10 protein-coding genes are annotated in these 16,264 nt (G+C 37.6%); all 10 read right to left on the bottom strand.

The genetic code is table 11. From position 1 onward, the window contains the following. Positions 1 to 23: 23 nt before the first annotated feature. A complete protein-coding gene (locus GSQ74_RS15135; RefSeq protein WP_158994714.1) occupies positions 24 to 1,214 on the bottom strand; it encodes an anhydro-N-acetylmuramic acid kinase in 1,191 nt (396 codons plus the stop codon). Positions 1,215 to 1,508: 294 nt separating this feature from the next. Then, positions 1,509 to 2,564, bottom strand: coding sequence for a glycosyl hydrolase family 18 protein (locus tag GSQ74_RS15130; protein ID WP_158994712.1), 1,056 nt, complete (start codon positions 2,562 to 2,564; stop codon positions 1,509 to 1,511). A 540-nt stretch (positions 2,565 to 3,104) separates the two neighbouring features. Further along, positions 3,105 to 3,848, bottom strand: coding sequence for a DeoR/GlpR family DNA-binding transcription regulator (locus tag GSQ74_RS15125; RefSeq protein ID WP_158994710.1), 744 nt, complete (start codon positions 3,846 to 3,848; stop codon positions 3,105 to 3,107). Positions 3,849 to 4,067: 219 nt separating this feature from the next. Then, the gene (locus GSQ74_RS15120) at positions 4,068 to 6,194 is read right to left on the bottom strand and encodes a GH92 family glycosyl hydrolase (RefSeq protein WP_174236932.1); all 2,127 of its coding nucleotides are present in this window, start codon (positions 6,192 to 6,194) and stop codon (positions 4,068 to 4,070) included. Positions 6,195 to 6,244: 50 nt separating this feature from the next. Continuing rightward, on the bottom strand, positions 6,245 to 7,417 hold the full coding sequence (locus tag GSQ74_RS15115; protein ID WP_158994708.1) for a glycoside hydrolase family 76 protein: 1,173 nt from the start codon (positions 7,415 to 7,417) through the stop codon (positions 6,245 to 6,247). A 52-nt stretch (positions 7,418 to 7,469) separates the two neighbouring features. Then, positions 7,470 to 8,624, bottom strand: a complete 1,155-nt coding sequence (locus GSQ74_RS15110) for a SusE domain-containing protein (protein WP_158994706.1) — start codon at positions 8,622 to 8,624, stop codon at positions 7,470 to 7,472. Between the two features lie 21 nt (positions 8,625 to 8,645). Continuing rightward, positions 8,646 to 10,295, bottom strand: a complete 1,650-nt coding sequence (locus GSQ74_RS15105) for a RagB/SusD family nutrient uptake outer membrane protein (RefSeq protein WP_158994704.1) — start codon at positions 10,293 to 10,295, stop codon at positions 8,646 to 8,648. A gap of 24 nt (positions 10,296 to 10,319) precedes the next feature. Beyond that, positions 10,320 to 13,658, bottom strand: a complete 3,339-nt coding sequence (locus GSQ74_RS15100; RefSeq protein ID WP_158994702.1) for a TonB-dependent receptor — start codon at positions 13,656 to 13,658, stop codon at positions 10,320 to 10,322. Positions 13,659 to 13,868: 210 nt separating this feature from the next. Beyond that, positions 13,869 to 15,083, bottom strand: coding sequence for a FecR family protein (locus GSQ74_RS15095; protein ID WP_158994700.1), 1,215 nt, complete (start codon positions 15,081 to 15,083; stop codon positions 13,869 to 13,871). 91 nt (positions 15,084 to 15,174) lie between these two features. Beyond that, positions 15,175 to 15,753, bottom strand: coding sequence for an RNA polymerase sigma factor (locus GSQ74_RS15090; RefSeq protein ID WP_158994698.1), 579 nt, complete (start codon positions 15,751 to 15,753; stop codon positions 15,175 to 15,177). Between the last annotated feature and the right edge of the window lie 511 nt (positions 15,754 to 16,264).

Raw genomic sequence — 16,264 nt, 5'->3', positions numbered from 1 at the left:
GTTTGATAAATAATTCATTTTAATTAATTAGGAAAACTAAATTTCCCCATTGATACCAGCGGCAAACCCGATGACTTGTTATTATATATAGTACCTCCGGCAATAGCTTCATTTGCAAGCAAGGCAAATAAAACGGCCTCCTTAGCATCCGGATTTATATTTAGATCTGATGTTGATCTCATTTTTCTTGAAAAATATTTTTCTAAATACATGATCAAAAGGGGATTATATATACCGCCTCCACTTATATATATTTCAAAATCCTGATTTGGTATAGTTGCTGATATCGCTCTGATAATAGCCTGGGCAGAAAAACAGGCAAGTGTTGCTACAATATCATTAGAAGACAAGTCAGTTTGGGCCGACCGCACAATGGCATCATTTAAAAAGTTAAGGTTAAACAGTTCAGGCCCGGTGGTTTTAGGGAAGCTTGCATCAAAAAAGCGATGATCAAACAAAGCATTTAATAAAGCTTCGCTAACGTTACCTTGTGAACCGATCTCTGCATTTTTATCATAATATTTTCCTGGAAATTTAGCCTGGATAAATTGATCCATAATGGTGTTACCAGGGCCAACATCTGTGCAAAAAAATTGCACCGGTCCATTTGCTGGTAAATAGGTAAAATTTGCAATACCACCAATGTTTAACATTATCCGGTTTTCTACCGGATCTGAAAAAATTATATAATCGCCGTAAATTGCCAATGGCGCACCCTCGCCTCCCGCTGCAATATGTTTTTGCCTAAAATCACTTACCGTTATTATTTTTGATTTTACCGCTAAATGATCCCCATCGCCTATTTGCAAAGTTGCATTGCCATATTTATCTGCCGGGCGTTGATGTTTGGGTGAATGAAATATGGTTTGGCCATGGCTTGCAATTAAATCAACGTCTGCATAACTAATACCCCATTCACTAAGGCATTCAGTTATTAACTCGGCATAATAACCACCTATAAATGAATTAAGCAAGGTTACCTTTTCAAGATCAACCATTGGTTTTGCAAAAATGGATTTTAACTCTTCCTTAAATTCTGGTAAGTAGTCTTTAGTCGTAAATTTTTTTAACTGTATGGTGGTTTTAATACCGCTTCCTGTAAACTCACACAAAGCAATATCTAAACCATCGAAGGAGGTACCGGACATTAAGCCAATGATTTGCCTTGAATGTTTATTAGCGATTAAACAAATTTTTTCAATATTTGAGTTCATAAATTTACAATTAATAAAATACCGCAAATAAACGCATACACAATAAACCAATTATCAGATAGTTACATACACTAATATATTATTAAATCAAAAATTAAAACATTATTATGCAAAAAAATAACAATAGCTGCAAAAAAACGCACATCTAATGCCAAACAAACAAAGCATTTTACAAAAAGCAAGGAACAACAATAAAACTAACACCTAAAAGACCACATAAACAGCAAGCCCCCCCGAAATAGCTTTTTCCTCCTTTATTTAAAGCTTATTTTCATTCCCCCCTTTTTATAATAATTATTTTCTTTTTGTCTCTTTAGCTAATGTGTTCCAAAAGGCCGGGTCCTCGCTACCTAATACCCATACAGATATACCTCTTAGCTTATATTTCTTTAATATATCCAGCTTAGGTTTCAATGATTGTGCATCTTCAATGTATACATATTCATAAACACCATCATTATCCCATACTGCATAATTACAACCGGCCTTGTCATTCCAAATTTGCTTGGCATCGTTTTTCCCAAGCAAATACTGCACCGTTGAGTAACCTATTTGCTTTCCGTTGGAAAAACCACCTTTTTCTTCTGTATAATCCGTAAACCAGTGTACCGAATAATCAGGTATTCCCAGCGAAAGCTTCTCCGGCGGAACACCTTCTGCAAGCAAATATTTAACAATACGCTCCATCCAGTCAACCCCCGCTACCGGCCCCGGAGTTGTACGATGGGTGTGCTCATCATACGTCATGATAGAAATAAAATCACCAGCTTCTGCCAGATCTTTAAAGGAATAACCCGCACGCCAATCTTCATATAGAAAACTAAGATAAGCTGTTGTGCCGCCCACATTCTCTATAGTATGAACCAATGCAGCTGACAGCTGCAGATTCTCATGATGCAACGCCTCGGCAGTTTCTTTAAAAAAACTTGTAAAGTTATCCCGGTCTTCAATATTTACTCCTTCCAGATCAAATTGCCAACCATCCAATCCAAACTGATGCGCATAGAGTACCATCATCGCGATAGCTCTTTTACGAGCTTCCGGATTGGAAACAATGTTATGAAGAAGTACAGAATTAAAGCCGCTGTTTACTATTAATGGCATAACCTTAACATTGTTAGCTTTTGCAATCTCCAAAACTCTATGATCAACAGTGCCAGATATAACACCTTCTTTACTTATCAAAAAAACCTGCGGGCAAACAATAGATATTTGGGCAGCATTATTACGAAAACTCTCAAAGGATTCGGGACTATCAGTCATATAAAACAAATTTTCCGACTTCACTTGTGCCCGCAAACTATAAGCTGAGATTAGTATAATTAAAGTAGTAAAAATTTGTTTCTTCATATAGCTTGTTAATTTTGAATTTAGTACAGGTGTAAATGCCATCATAAATACCCCGCTGATTTTGCTGTTACCCACTTCTATAACACCAATATTTTACCTGGTAAAACCCCACTAGTACCGATTTGATAATTATTAAAAAAACAACACATTGCCGCAAAAAACAGCACTACGGTTATTTTATATCGATTATTCAGACTCAAACGAAACAATATATCGTAATCAATACGTAATACTACAACTTTATTTTTACAAAACAACATCTTTTTGCATTTTTTTAAAAAAAACTGCAAAAAAACGCATTTTATATAAAAAGGATCACATTGCACCCACTTTATACCGAATCTTAGCTTAATATTCTATGCGAAAGGTGTTCACACTTGTTATGATCCTTAATATCTTATTTTATTAAGTGTCTGAAATAAGTTGCAAGGTTGACCAAATGAAAGATTGGAAAAGAGTTATTTACTTTTTAGTAGATATACCTATTAAATATTGCTTATAACTAGTTTTAACACATGGCATTAAACTCAATAATAAATGTTATATAACTTTAATTTTTGATATATAATCTTTCAGTATTTTATCATCTGGGTTGAGATCGGTCACTAAGTATTTTAATTCGTTCAAATTACAAACTTTCATTTTTTGAATCGAATCTAACTTTTCAGCAATACTTAAAATAGCTGTTTCATGCGCACATTTAATCATTGCTTTTTTAACTTGAACAACCTCCCAGTCAGAGTCGGTCACACCGTTTTTTATTGAAACACTATTGGTACCTAAAAGGCATAGGTCTGTCTGTATTTCTGAAAGTTGTTGAATAACTTGTGCACCAACAATAATTTGAGACTCGGATGAAAGCTTCCCTGCAATTAAATGGACGTTTAAATTTGGATTTTCAGCCAACTCAATGGCAACGATAGGGCTTATCGTAAAAAATGTACAATGCAAACGAGGAGGAATAAGGCGGGCTAATTCAATCATCGTTGTTCCGCCGCCCACAATTACGATCATGCCGTCTTCAATAAGTTCAATCGCTTTTCGGGCAATTTCCTTTTTTTCATCTTTTTTGTAAACATTCCTCTCAGATAAAGGGGAATGAAAAGATTTTGAAATTGCACCTCCATGGACCTTAATAATTTGGCCGTTATCCGTTAACTCAATAAGATCTCTGCGTACTGTATCCTCAGAAACATTGAGTTGAATGCTCAGGTCAGCCGAAAGAACTTTGTTATGGATATTGATTTGACTAATGATGTAATTTAATCTTTCTTCTTTTAACATAAATAGTATGAATATAAGAACCTGCTGGTTAAAACGTTAGCGCAATAATACATTAATTGGTATAATATTAAAACAAAGCTATCAGTTTAACAGATTCTCTTTCATCCAAAGATATTATTACAAATCCATATTCGGGTGGTATTGCTCTATTATGGTTTAGTTTTGATGTTTATACGATTAGCATATCTAACAAATTACATATCCAATACCATATTACAATTAATTGGTTATTATAACTAATTGCTCCCCCTTTTTTAAATCTTTATCGGTTATAAAATAGCCGTCTATTTTCTTACCGCCATAATATAAGTTTGTTATTTTTTTGCCAGAATTCTTTTTAGAAACGGTATAGATATTCCCGTTATCTAGTTGGATTTTTACCTTATTAAATAAGGGCACCGAAACAATATATTTCGGGTCGGCAGGAGAGAAAGGATAAAAGCCCATAGCATTAAATACATACCACGACGACATTTCGCCCGCATCATCCATCCCTGCATATGATAGATGCTCTTTACCCAAATCATAAAAATGATTCATAATACTATCAAGCAACACCTGCGATTTTTCCTGTTTGCCAACAAAATAGTACAGAAAAGCATAGCTGTGATCAGGTTGGTTACCCTGGCAATACTGCCCGATAAAACCTGAAATATTATAAGCTTCGTAACCTTTCCATGGAATTGTAAAGAGCGAATCCAGTTTAGTTTCGAAAGCGTGTTTGCTTTTATATAATCCTATTAACCCCGGCACATCCTGCGGAACAAAAAAAGACGATTGCCAGGCATTCGCTTCGCGATACATATATTCGTAATAAGGATAATAAGGATTGAAGTTTTTCACCCAATTACCGTTAGCAAGTCGCCCTTCCATAAATCCTGTTGCAGGGTTAAAAACATTTTTGTAGTTTTTGGTTCTTTTCATCAACATACGATAATTAGCTGTATCGTTTAATTGCTGAGCCAACAACGCTACTGCATAATCATCATAAGCATATTCTAATGTTTTTGTAACCGCTGCCTTGGTTACGGTTTCGGTTACGGGATTGGCAACATCAAGCTCAGATATATAGCCTTTGGTATTATATTCATCCACGTATTTACGGGTGCCTTCAACAGTTGCATTTTTTAGCATTAACTTGTAGGCTGTATTTACATCATAGTCCCGCAACCCTCTGAGGTATGAACCGGTAATAAAAACTGATGCATGATCACCATGAAAAAAGGTGGGCATAAAGCCTGTTATCTCACCTTTATCAATTAATGATTTAATTACATCATTGGTCACCTTGGGCGAAAGCAGCCCCAATAAAATTAATTTATTTCTGTAATCGTCCCATAATGATGGCTCTGTGTAATAGTTAAAGCCTTTATTTACAACTTTGCCTCTCAGGTCAGTAAAATCACCGTTGGCATCGCTACGTAGCGCAGGCCAAAGAAATGAACGATACAGGCATGAATAAAATATTCCTTTTTGTCGTTCTGTTCCGCCGGTAACTGAAATTTTTGACAACAGGTTATTCCATGTTTGCGTAGCCTCGTTTCTAACCTGGTCAAAACTTTTACCCAGCATTTCTTTTTCTAAATTTTCTTTCGCGTTTTTTATGCTTACGAATGAAAATCCGATCTGAATTTCAAGTGGCTTATTTTCATCAATAAAATTAACTACAGGTACTATCCTCGATCCCTTTTTTAGTGAATCGATCTTACTTATTTTATGATTGGTTACAGCGTAGAAGTACATTTTTTCGCCTGCTTGCTGAAAGCCGGTAAAAACGTTTGCACTTTCCTGATGTATATCCCAACTCCTTACTCTTTCATTTGATAATGACAGGTCCGCTATCAACTTTTTGCTTTCGCCGGGCTTAAAGGTATATTTATGAAAAGCGCACCGCAATGTGGATGTTAGCTCGACATTAATATGGTAACGCTCCAAATAAACCTGGTAATAACCGGGATGTGCCGATTCGTTTTTATGGCTAAACTTTGATTTATAATCATCTGCGTCAATTTGCCCTGTGGCTGGCATTAAAGGGATGTTACATAAATTCCAATGCCCTTTGCTGGTATGTATAAACCCATATATTACCGTACCCTCATATTGATATCCTGAGCCACTATGAAACTGGGTAACAGGGCTTAACTGCACCATTGCGTTGGGAAGCGATGAACCCGGAAACACTTCAGCACCCCAGGTACGATGTGTTGGTACAAAACCCAGATCCTTAGGATCCCACAAAGTTGCAGTTCCTAATAAGGGATTTACATAGTTTACTGGCGCTTTTTGAGCCTGTAAATGAGTGGTTATCAGCAACAATAAAACAACTGCTACAATACTCTTTTTCATAATATTATCCTGATTTTTTAAAGCAGTACTTTGAATAAAATAAATAGATATTATTGAATAAATGACCCGGCTTTTAACCGTGCCGCGGCCTCAATCATGGTAACCCCGCTTAACTGAGTGGTTAAATCAATACTACCCGATGGTTGTAAGGTCCAATCCGGGCTTGCCAGTAATGATGGCCGCCCTATACCTTTATAATAAAGCGTTTGCGCATTCTTTTGTAAAAAGGCAGCGTATTTAGTACGATTCGCGGCATCAAGAGCGGTAAGTTCTACCAGGTCTGTCAGGTATCTTACCGCTATGCTTTTAAACAAACCACCATCACCCTGCCCCTCACTTTTAAGTATGCCATTCGATTCAAGATCCGGGTCGGCAATCTCATTGTTAGCAGTAAGTATAGCATCCTGTATGTAAGCGGGATCCTGCGTTGCATTATAAAGCTCAACAGCAGCACCAATAAACAAGCCCTGGTTATAAGTATACACGGCCTTACTTACCTGCAAGTCCTGGTTTTGGTTGATACCATCATACACTACTCCTGCCGGGCTTACCAACGTAGATTTCTCCCACGAATATAAATTCTTTGCAAAAGTAAGGTCTGCGGCATTGCCTTGTAATTCGTACATTTTGGCAGCTAAAATTATAGCGTTACCGGTTGAAGGCGTATTTTTATAATATAACTGGGTACGTTGCCATGCAATTCCTCCTCCTGCTATAGTGTTTGAAGCACCTTGAATTTCAGTATACAATATTTTGGCAACATTTAAATACCCGGTATCACTTGTTATAGCATAACCTCTCATACTTGCATTAGCCAGCCAGCCCATATCGTCATAAAATTCATTTGGATAAGCACCGCCATTTTCAATTTTGATGCCGGTAAGCAGCGCCTTCATACGCAGGGTGTACAATGCGTTTTGGGTTCTTAAATAGCCATCTTCAAGTATATTTAGCACATGAGCCTGTGGCCAATAATTAAAAGTAGTTGTTCCGGTACTATTTTGAATATAATAATTACGATCAACCGAGATGTATGTATTATATGTGCTTGCCTGTAATGAATCGCTAAGCGATGCATAATTATAAGTTACGGTTGCAGGCGGCGTAACCGGTGGCACAGGTGTAACCGGTGTTGTAGCCGGGCTTTTTGAACAGGAACTTAGCACAAAAGCAGCAAATAAAACAATCATCACTAATCTGTTATCAAGGTATTTCGTTTTCATAAGCATTGGGGTAAATTATAGGGGTTACAATAATTTGCAACCCCTATAATGTTTATTGTATAGTAATGGAATTGGTGTAATTTGTTATAGTAGTACTGTAGTTTACATTAACATTACATGGTTTATTATTGGCACTCGGATCAATCTTGAAGCAAAAATTGAATTGTGAGTTATCAACCAAAAACATATAATAGTAAGAAAGCTGCGTGCTTGTTGATGGGTCTGAATTGTCTGAATTAAAACTGCCAAACCATTCTACCGACTGGTTTCCTGAAGCGTCGGCTTCTGTAAATTTATACTTATACCTGCTATCTAATCCGTAAGATTCTTGCGGGATAACAATGGTTTGGTTATCTATTTCCCATTGGCTGTTACCTATATAAGGCAAGGTAAATTCAACCGCATTATTTGGCGCCGAGAAAAATCCAACAGAAACGATCTGTGTTATTTTTGCCGCGGCATTACCCAAATCAATAGTAAGCCTGTACACATTTTGGGCACCGGTTACGGTGGTAGTGCCACCTGCTACAACCGTGGTATTGTTCTCTATCGAGTATGCGTTAGGCGTCCCGTTATTGTTGTCAACCAAACTGTAGGTACCGGGTTTTAGCGATGTATAAAGCTCAAAAATAACATCGCCGCCTGCTGTTGTTGGTGCTATTTTTTTGAACGGGATCGCTTTAGTAATATCCGTACCCTGTTCGGTGGCGCTGCCGGTAAGGTACAACGCGTTTGGAATTACTGCAAAACCCGCAGGCCTTGAAAGTTGAATAGTGTGACTTACCGTACTTACCCTGGCATTTGTAGCTTTTGAAACAATTACGGCCCATTTAAGTGTTCCCGTACCTAATGCAGCTATACCTGCCAGCGATGCAATTGTATTTAATGTTGCCTGGCTTATTGTTGCCTGAGCACTTACCCCCAAACCATCAGAAAGCACTTTATAAACTGGCTTACTAAAGTCGCCACCTGGTTTATCAAATGCTACCTCATATAGTACAACATCCGGAGTTGGCGCGGCATCCCATGAAAACACAATGCTTGGCCCTGTTGATGGGTTTAAGTTATAACTGGCCCCATCTTCCGGCGCCAATATAGTTGTTACCGGCGGCACCGTTAAATCAAGTGATTTTGTATCTTTTTTACAAGATGTAAATGCTATTAAAGCTAAGGTTATAACCAAGCTTAATTTAATTATCTTTCTCATTTTTTAGTTTATTAGATATGTTTAATAGCCCGGGTTTTGAGTTAAATTTTTGTCAAGACTAACATCGTTGGCCGGAATTGGCCATAAGTAATCTCTACCTGAATTAAACTCCCTCTTTTGCGCCCTGATGAATCCATTATCAGTAGTTGCATCGCCAGAAAACTGGGCACCATGCGCATAACCATTCATAACGGTTTGCGCGGTTTGCCATCTTCTGATGTCATCCGTTCTTAAACCTTCCAAAGCCAATTCGGCCCTTCTTTCACGCCTGATGATGGTGGTCATATCGCCTGTAGCTGGATAAGCTAATGCAGCGGCACTGGTAAAGCCTGCTCTTGCGCGCAAAGCACCAATGGTTCCGTTCCAGATCGTAGCATTCATCTGCCCCAGGCTATTCTCAGCCTCTGCATAATCAAGCAATATTTCCGCATACCTGAATAAGTGAAGGTTTAAGCCCGAAACATAATTAACCTGCGCGTTCGGGTCAAAATATTTACGCCAGTAATAACCTGTAGGCGAAGAACTTTGCCTACCGCCAACATACTCGTCAGGGCCATTAGGATTTGTCGGTGAATCGGACGGATCACTTCCCGGTTTTATATAAATAGTTTTAGTTGTGCCATTTGCACCGCCCTCACTATCCCATAGATAACCGTCATAAACAATTGTTGCTGTTAAGCGTGGATCGCGATTGGCATATGGATGGGTGCTGTCATAACCTGATCCAGCATCGGTAATGCCATCACCATTCGTCATAACATAATCATCAACCAACTCTTGTGTTGGCGCCATGGAGTTTACACGGCCCCCTACTGATAGTGGGGCAAAATCCCAAAAATCCTGCCAGGTAATTACCGTTGGTACATACTGTACTGATAATATGGTTTCATTGTTGGTTTTATTAACTACTTTGTCACTAAACAGATCGGTATAACTCGCGTTTAACGCATAGGTACCATTTACCGATTGGTTATTCATAAGCTGTTCACAAACTGTTACCACATCTGCCATTCTGTTACCCTGGTATAATAATACCCTTGCTTCAAGGGCTAAGGCTGCGCCTTTAGTTATTCGTCCATTTTGGCTGGCAGGAAGCTGGTCTTTAGAAGGCAGATCTGGTATTATAGCATTTAATTCACTTAAAATAAAAGCAACAACGGCAGCTTTAGGCGTACGGGCAATTACTTTAGCCTCATCCGGTGTAATATCATTTGTTACCAACGGTACATCGCCATACCATTTAGTTAAGTTAAAGTGCTCAAATGCACGTATAAAGCGTGTTTCGGCTATTAGACGGGTGATGGTATCTTTTGGTAATGTTGTATTTTGACCAATGTTTGCTAAAAATTCATTGCACGATTTGATTGCTGAATAATAAGTACCCCAATCACTTGCAAATTTTTGCGTGGTAGCTGTAGCTGTACCTGCTGAAATTGAAGTAAGATCGCCACTGGCGGCATAAGCATTGTCTGATACCGCTTCGGGGTTAAAATACAGTGCATCATTATAAATTAAATGGTAATTATTGTATAGCGCATTGTAAACGTTGGCATTAACTTTCCAAAAAGTTAAACTTGAAAAGTCATTTGTTGGTGCTATATTCAGCTTTTTACAGCCGGCTACTGCAGTTGCCGCAATAATTACAATGAAGAGCTTTTGTAAAAGTTTCATATTGATATCTTTTAAATGTTATAGTTAAAATGTTAAATCAACTCCGCCGCCATAGAATACAGGAAGTAAGTATCCCCTGGCACTGGTAGAAGTAGAATTCACATCTACATTGTTACCAAATTCTGATGTTTCAGGGTCTACAAACTTTAACTTGGTAAGCGTTGCCAGGTTTTGACCGATCAGGAACACCCTAAGTTTTTGTACGCCCAAAACTTTCAATACCTGCTTAGGTAGTGTATAACCAATGTTTACATTTTTCAACCGGGCATAAGCCGCATTAAATGCAAACAAGTTTGATCCGTTACCCCAATTGTTTTCTTGCGAAGCAGAACCTGAAATAGCCAGGCGCGGGTATTTGGCATTTGTGTTTTCCGGTGTCCAAAAGTCGGTTTGATTTTCGTACAGTGTAGCACCGTAATTACCCTGGAAAGGTTCAACTAACTCGCCACGTAAAAACTCGGTTCTTTTGCCTACGCCTTGTATAAATAAGGTCATGTCGAAATTTGACACAGAAATTCTATAAGTAAATCCGAAAGTATAACGCGGAAAAGGGTTTCCCAGCTCAGTTCTATCTGAAGCGTTAATTACACCATCTCCATTCAAATCTTTGAACTTTACATCGCCCAAACCTACCACAGCTCCTACTGGTTTAGGGTAACTGTTTATTTGCGCTTGGTTTTGATAAAAACCATTTGTTTCATAACCATAATATTCGGTAATAGGCAAACCTACTTTACGTATTAGTTGAAACACATCTTCGTTACCAATTTGCTGTGTTGTGTTGCCGGTAAGCTTTAACAAGGTATTCTGGTCGTCAGCAATGTTTGCACTGAAGCTTTGGGTTACCTTCGGGCCTCTTAAAGTGTAAGTTATTTCAGCCTCCCATCCTTCATCCCTAACTTTAGCTACATTCTCATCAGCCGGAGTTGCTCCATAAATTGAAGGAATATCAACCGGGACCTGTAAAATATCACTGGTTACTTTATTAAAGTAATTGAATGAGCCTGAAAGCTTATCATTAAACAAGCTGAAATCTAAACCAACATTAAACGTGGCTGCTCTTTCCCATGTTAAATCAGGGTTAGATTGATTGGTACCCGCGCCACCAACCGGAACATTATTAAAACCATAAGCACTAGCGTAATTAAAGTAAGTAGTTTGATATTGGTAATTACCAACGTTTTGGTTACCTAATACACCATATGAGGCTTTTAATTTAAGGCTGTTGACTGTGTTTCTAAATTGTTGCATAAACGATTCATCCGTTAGCAACCACCCTGCATTTACCGATGGGAAAAAACCATCGCGTTTACCCGGTGCAAATTTTGATGAAGCATCTTCGCGGAAAACGAAATCTAAAAAGTACCGGTGTTTATAATCGTAGTTAAAGCGACCGAATGCAGATAGCAAACTATTCGATTCTATATCAACACTATTGTATGACCCCGTATTGTTTGGCCCGCTTGGTTCAACAATTGAACCTGTTGTAGGGGTTCCCAATAATGGATCAGTAAAATTGGTTTGTATCTGAAAACCTCTGTCGGTATAATTTTCGCTTGATACACCAAGTGTAGCCCCAAAGTTATGATTGCCAATTGTTTTATTGTAGTTAGCATAAATTTGCGTATTGAATAATTCTGACTTATTGTTTCCATCAGTAACGTTTAAATCATTACCGTACGAACCGGAAGGCACAAAATCAACTTCTTTGGTATTATAAAAGTTCCCATTGTTATCCAGCGTACCGCCAAACACAGCCGTTAATTTCAGGTCTTTGGTGATACTTAATGTGCCATTTAAATTACCAAAAATCTCATCGTTATCCGACTGCCCAAAACCGCCTTCTCTTAACGCGCCAAGCACATTATACTGTGATGATACCGGGTTGGTAATATAATCGCCGGCCGCATCCTGAAAGTTATAGTTTGCAGGTACACGGTTAGCATCAGCAAAAAGGTTATTATCGCCGTAAGTATTTGTTTTATTGCGGGTTTTGGTATAATTAAGTATGGCATTAAACTTAAACTTGCCAATTACGCTGGTTTGGTTAAAACGCAAGTTGTATTTCTGGTAACCATAACCTGGACCCGAACCTCCGTTACCAACAATGTTACTCATTTGGTTTTGGTAACCTGCCGATACGAAGTATGAGTTTGTTTCGCCACCACCGGTAACACTTATATTTTGCGATTGAAGCGGAGCGTTGTATAACAAATGATTTATATCCCAGGTGCCGGTACCTTCTGCAGCAAGTTGTTGTATATTTTCGGGTGTATAAGCTGGTGGTAAACCTGAATTAACAAGGGCTTCGTTTTTATAGTAAGCATTATCAGAAGCGCTTACTTTATGTACCAATACATCCGGTACCTGTAAGCCATAACTACCATCATAATTTACAGTAGGCTTTTGGTTAAACTTACCGCTTTTGGTAGTAACTAATATTACACCATTTGCAGCACGTGAACCATAGATGGCTGCCGAACCTGCATCCTTTAAAATAGTAACACTTGCAATATCATTAGGGTTAATGGTATTTAAACTGGTACTGGCTTGTGTTACAATTCCATCAATTACTACCAATGGATCATTATTACCGGTTGTACCAACACCCCTGATGTTAACTACAACATTGGCACCTGGGTCAAGCGTATTTTGTTGTATGATCAGGTTGGGAGATTCGCCTTGTAATGCCTGAAAAGCATTTAAAACGGGCTTATCGCCAATATCTTTTGCCCCTACAGTACTTATGGCGCCATTTATATTAGCTTTGGTTTGGGTACCGTAACCAACAACAACAACCTCGTTAAGGTTCGTGTTATTTTCGTGGAGACGGATGTTAATAGCGGCATCGCTGCCAACCGCTACTTCTCGGCTGTTAAAACCAACAAAACTAAAAACAAGAATAGCGTTATTGTCGGCTACTGTGATGTGGTAATTACCATCCCTGTCGGTTACTACGGCGTTTTGTGTATTTTTTTCTTTCACGGTAACGCCGGGTAATGCGGCACCTGTGGAATCAGTAACCTTACCGGTAATAGCCCTGCCTGCATTTGCCTGTACAGGTTGAATGACCTTTTTGGTAATAAGAATAGTTGTATTCTCAATAATATAAGTTAAAGGCTGGTTATTGAAACAAATATCCAGCGCTTCTTTTAACGAGTAATTATTAAGATCCAGCGTTACCGGCTTTGCCAGTTTCAGATCTTCTGCTTTATACAGAAAATCGTATCTGGTTTGTGTTTGAATTTGCTCAAAAACTTCTTCAAGTGAAGCTTTTTTAACATTTAAACTTACTTTTTGAGCGTATGTAGTGGCCGATACTTGTAGAATGGTTACAATAAGTAAAACCAATGTTAGTTTCATTATAAGCAGTGGTTTATGTATGCAGCAAGGTTGCTTACTGCAAATAAAATCAGTAAAATTTTTATACATTTGAATGTTAGGTTAATTAATTGATTGTATTAGCTGCAATTGGTTTTGATTATCTGATATAGCCTCGGCTTAGGCCAGGAGCGGTACGAACGCTTCTGGCTCTTTTTTTTTCAGACAATCGCTAAAGGAGAAAACGTATAGTTAATTCATAACGATTATCCTCCTTCCTGTAATTGAAAAGTTTATATTACTTATTTTCTCAAGGTGGTGTAATAGCTCATCTATGCTCTTTGAACGATAATAGGTACCGCCAAATTTTTGATCGGTAAATGTGCCGTGGTATTCAATATCCACGTCATACCACCGCGATACTTTTCGCATTATACCGGCTATATCATCATCATCAAATATAAAATAGCCGTTTTTCCAGGCTATTGCATTATTAATGTTAGCTTCAGATACTACAATATTATCAGAAGAGTTATTTATTTCGGCTTGCTGGCCAGGTTTCAGTAATGACAATGATTTGTTTTTCGTAACCTGAACCGATCCTTCTAATAAGGTTGTGGTAATATTTTCATCATCATTGTAGGCCGCTATATTAAAATGTGTTCCCAGTACCCTTACTCTTACGTCATTAATATTTACATAAAACGGTTTCTTCTTATTCTTGGCTACTTCAAAATAGGCTTCTCCATTTAATTTTACATCCCTCTCATTACCGGTAAAAGCTATCGGGTAAGTAATTGACGATGCTGCATTTAGCCATACGTTAGTGCCATCCGGCAAAACAACCTGGTATACCCCACCTCTTGGTGTTGTTAGCGTATTATAGCCAACCTGTTTACCATTTGCTTTTACATTAGCTCTCGTATCATATAAAATCTGTCCGTTACGTGTTTTAACTACGTTACCAAAGTTTGTTTTAGCCAATAAACCATTGTTTACATTCTGAAGGTATACGACACTGCCATTAGCAAGTATTAACGAAGCTTTTGTTGAGCCGGGAACAATGATGGACTTTGGTGCCTGGGCTAATTTGTTACTATCAAAGCTTTCATGTTTTTTATGCAACAAGAATACTAAGCTCCCCCCAAAAAAGAATATTAATACAGCAGCGGCTATTTGAAGCCACTGCCGTAAGTAAAGTTTAGGTAAATTGCGATTATGTAATGATTTTATTGGAGCAGATTCTTTAAAACGGATATCTGCCTGAATGCGGTTTAAGATGTCTTGCGCCTGCTCTCCACTGAAAACCGGCCCTTTATCCAAATCGGTAATATCTAAATTAACCTCATCTGAAATTTCTTGCATATCGGCTTTATCTAAATAATTTAGTAGCTCGATACAATCTTTTTCAGATATAGAATTATCTAAATACTGATGCAATAAGCGTTGAAGCTTTGCTTTTTCCATATTTTATTGGTCTATAATATTCCCGGATGGGTGGTTTATAATTATAGAACACCAAAACTACGGGGGTAGGACTACCCTAAATAAAAAAAAATTAAAAATGGATAAATAGGACTGCGAGGTACAAAAAATCAGAATATTTAAGCTGAGCTTTCAAGGTCTTTAAAGCATCAACCATGTGATTTTTTACCGTATTAGGCGATATGTGAAGTTGCTGGGCAATTTCTTTGTGAGAAAGGCCGTCTACCCGGCTTAATTTAAAAACAAGTTGTTGTTTGGGCAGTTTATCAATCAGCTTTTCAGCATAAAGTTCCAAATCATGTGCAAGTATTTTCTCTTCGGTGATATTTTGCAGCTCACTTATTTGATGTAAAAGATTTTCAACCAAATTTGACGATTTGCCAACCTCTCTTAATGCATTTAATGATAATCGTTTTGAAATAACATACAGGTAAAGCCACAAGTTGCCATCAGGATCAAGCTTTTCGCGACTTAGCCAAAGATTAATAAATGTTTCCTGTACTATCTCTTCGCTTTGTTCTTTATCCTTTAAAAACCGAAATGCCAGCCTGTAAATCTTTTCGCTATAAAGTTCATATACAACGGTAAAGGCGTACTCATCACCCAACACCAATCGCTGGATGTCACTACTGCTAACATGACCGCTATTCACTTTTAGTAAAATTTATAATTGATTAGATAAATGTAGTAAGTATTATTTTAGATACAATAGTATTCTGCACAATATTAGTTTTAACCGGTTCAAAAAGCTTCCCCTGCGGCTACAAAAGAAAATGTTCAAGTAAGAACATTTTCTTTTGTATGTGATTGACTTTTTGACTATCAGCAAATTAAAACCATCGACTAAGCTCCAAAAAAGTGTTAGATATTTTAATTAAGATTTAGCTAAATCTTATTGTTCTAAAAAAATGCCTTTAAATCCTTTAATCAACGATTTAAGTATTCAGTTCCCTTTAGGCCATCGAAAAAAATCCAAAATCGTTTAAAAAAGTATTTTTCATGTTATTCCACCCTATGTAATTTCCCTTGTTTTTTATATCGAAGACAACCGCTTTAAAAATTATATCAATATTTAACTTCTCAAAATACGTTAACAAACAACTGACATACAACAAGTTAAAATATAAAATATTCCTAAATTTTCTATATTCAACTTTAAAAGT

The organism is Mucilaginibacter sp. L196, assembly GCF_009765905.1.
Lineage (GTDB): Bacteria > Bacteroidota > Bacteroidia > Sphingobacteriales > Sphingobacteriaceae > Mucilaginibacter.
The sequence above is the reverse complement of the archived record's forward strand: the minus strand, read 5'-3'. Positions and strand labels throughout refer to the sequence as shown.

What these genes read in the sequence shown, in the direction of transcription:
- GSQ74_RS15135 (WP_158994714.1), bottom strand. Translation starts at nt 1,214, where the DNA reads ATGAACTCAAATATTGAAAAAATTTGTTTAATCGCTAATAAACATTCA.
- GSQ74_RS15130 (WP_158994712.1), bottom strand. Translation starts at nt 2,564, where the DNA reads ATGAAGAAACAAATTTTTACTACTTTAATTATACTAATCTCAGCTTAT.
- GSQ74_RS15125 (WP_158994710.1), bottom strand. Translation starts at nt 3,848, where the DNA reads ATGTTAAAAGAAGAAAGATTAAATTACATCATTAGTCAAATCAATATC.
- GSQ74_RS15120 (WP_174236932.1), bottom strand. Translation starts at nt 6,194, where the DNA reads ATGAAAAAGAGTATTGTAGCAGTTGTTTTATTGTTGCTGATAACCACT.
- GSQ74_RS15115 (WP_158994708.1), bottom strand. Translation starts at nt 7,417, where the DNA reads ATGAAAACGAAATACCTTGATAACAGATTAGTGATGATTGTTTTATTT.
- GSQ74_RS15110 (WP_158994706.1), bottom strand. Translation starts at nt 8,624, where the DNA reads ATGAGAAAGATAATTAAATTAAGCTTGGTTATAACCTTAGCTTTAATA.
- GSQ74_RS15105 (WP_158994704.1), bottom strand. Translation starts at nt 10,295, where the DNA reads ATGAAACTTTTACAAAAGCTCTTCATTGTAATTATTGCGGCAACTGCA.
- GSQ74_RS15100 (WP_158994702.1), bottom strand. Translation starts at nt 13,658, where the DNA reads ATGAAACTAACATTGGTTTTACTTATTGTAACCATTCTACAAGTATCG.
- GSQ74_RS15095 (WP_158994700.1), bottom strand. Translation starts at nt 15,083, where the DNA reads ATGGAAAAAGCAAAGCTTCAACGCTTATTGCATCAGTATTTAGATAAT.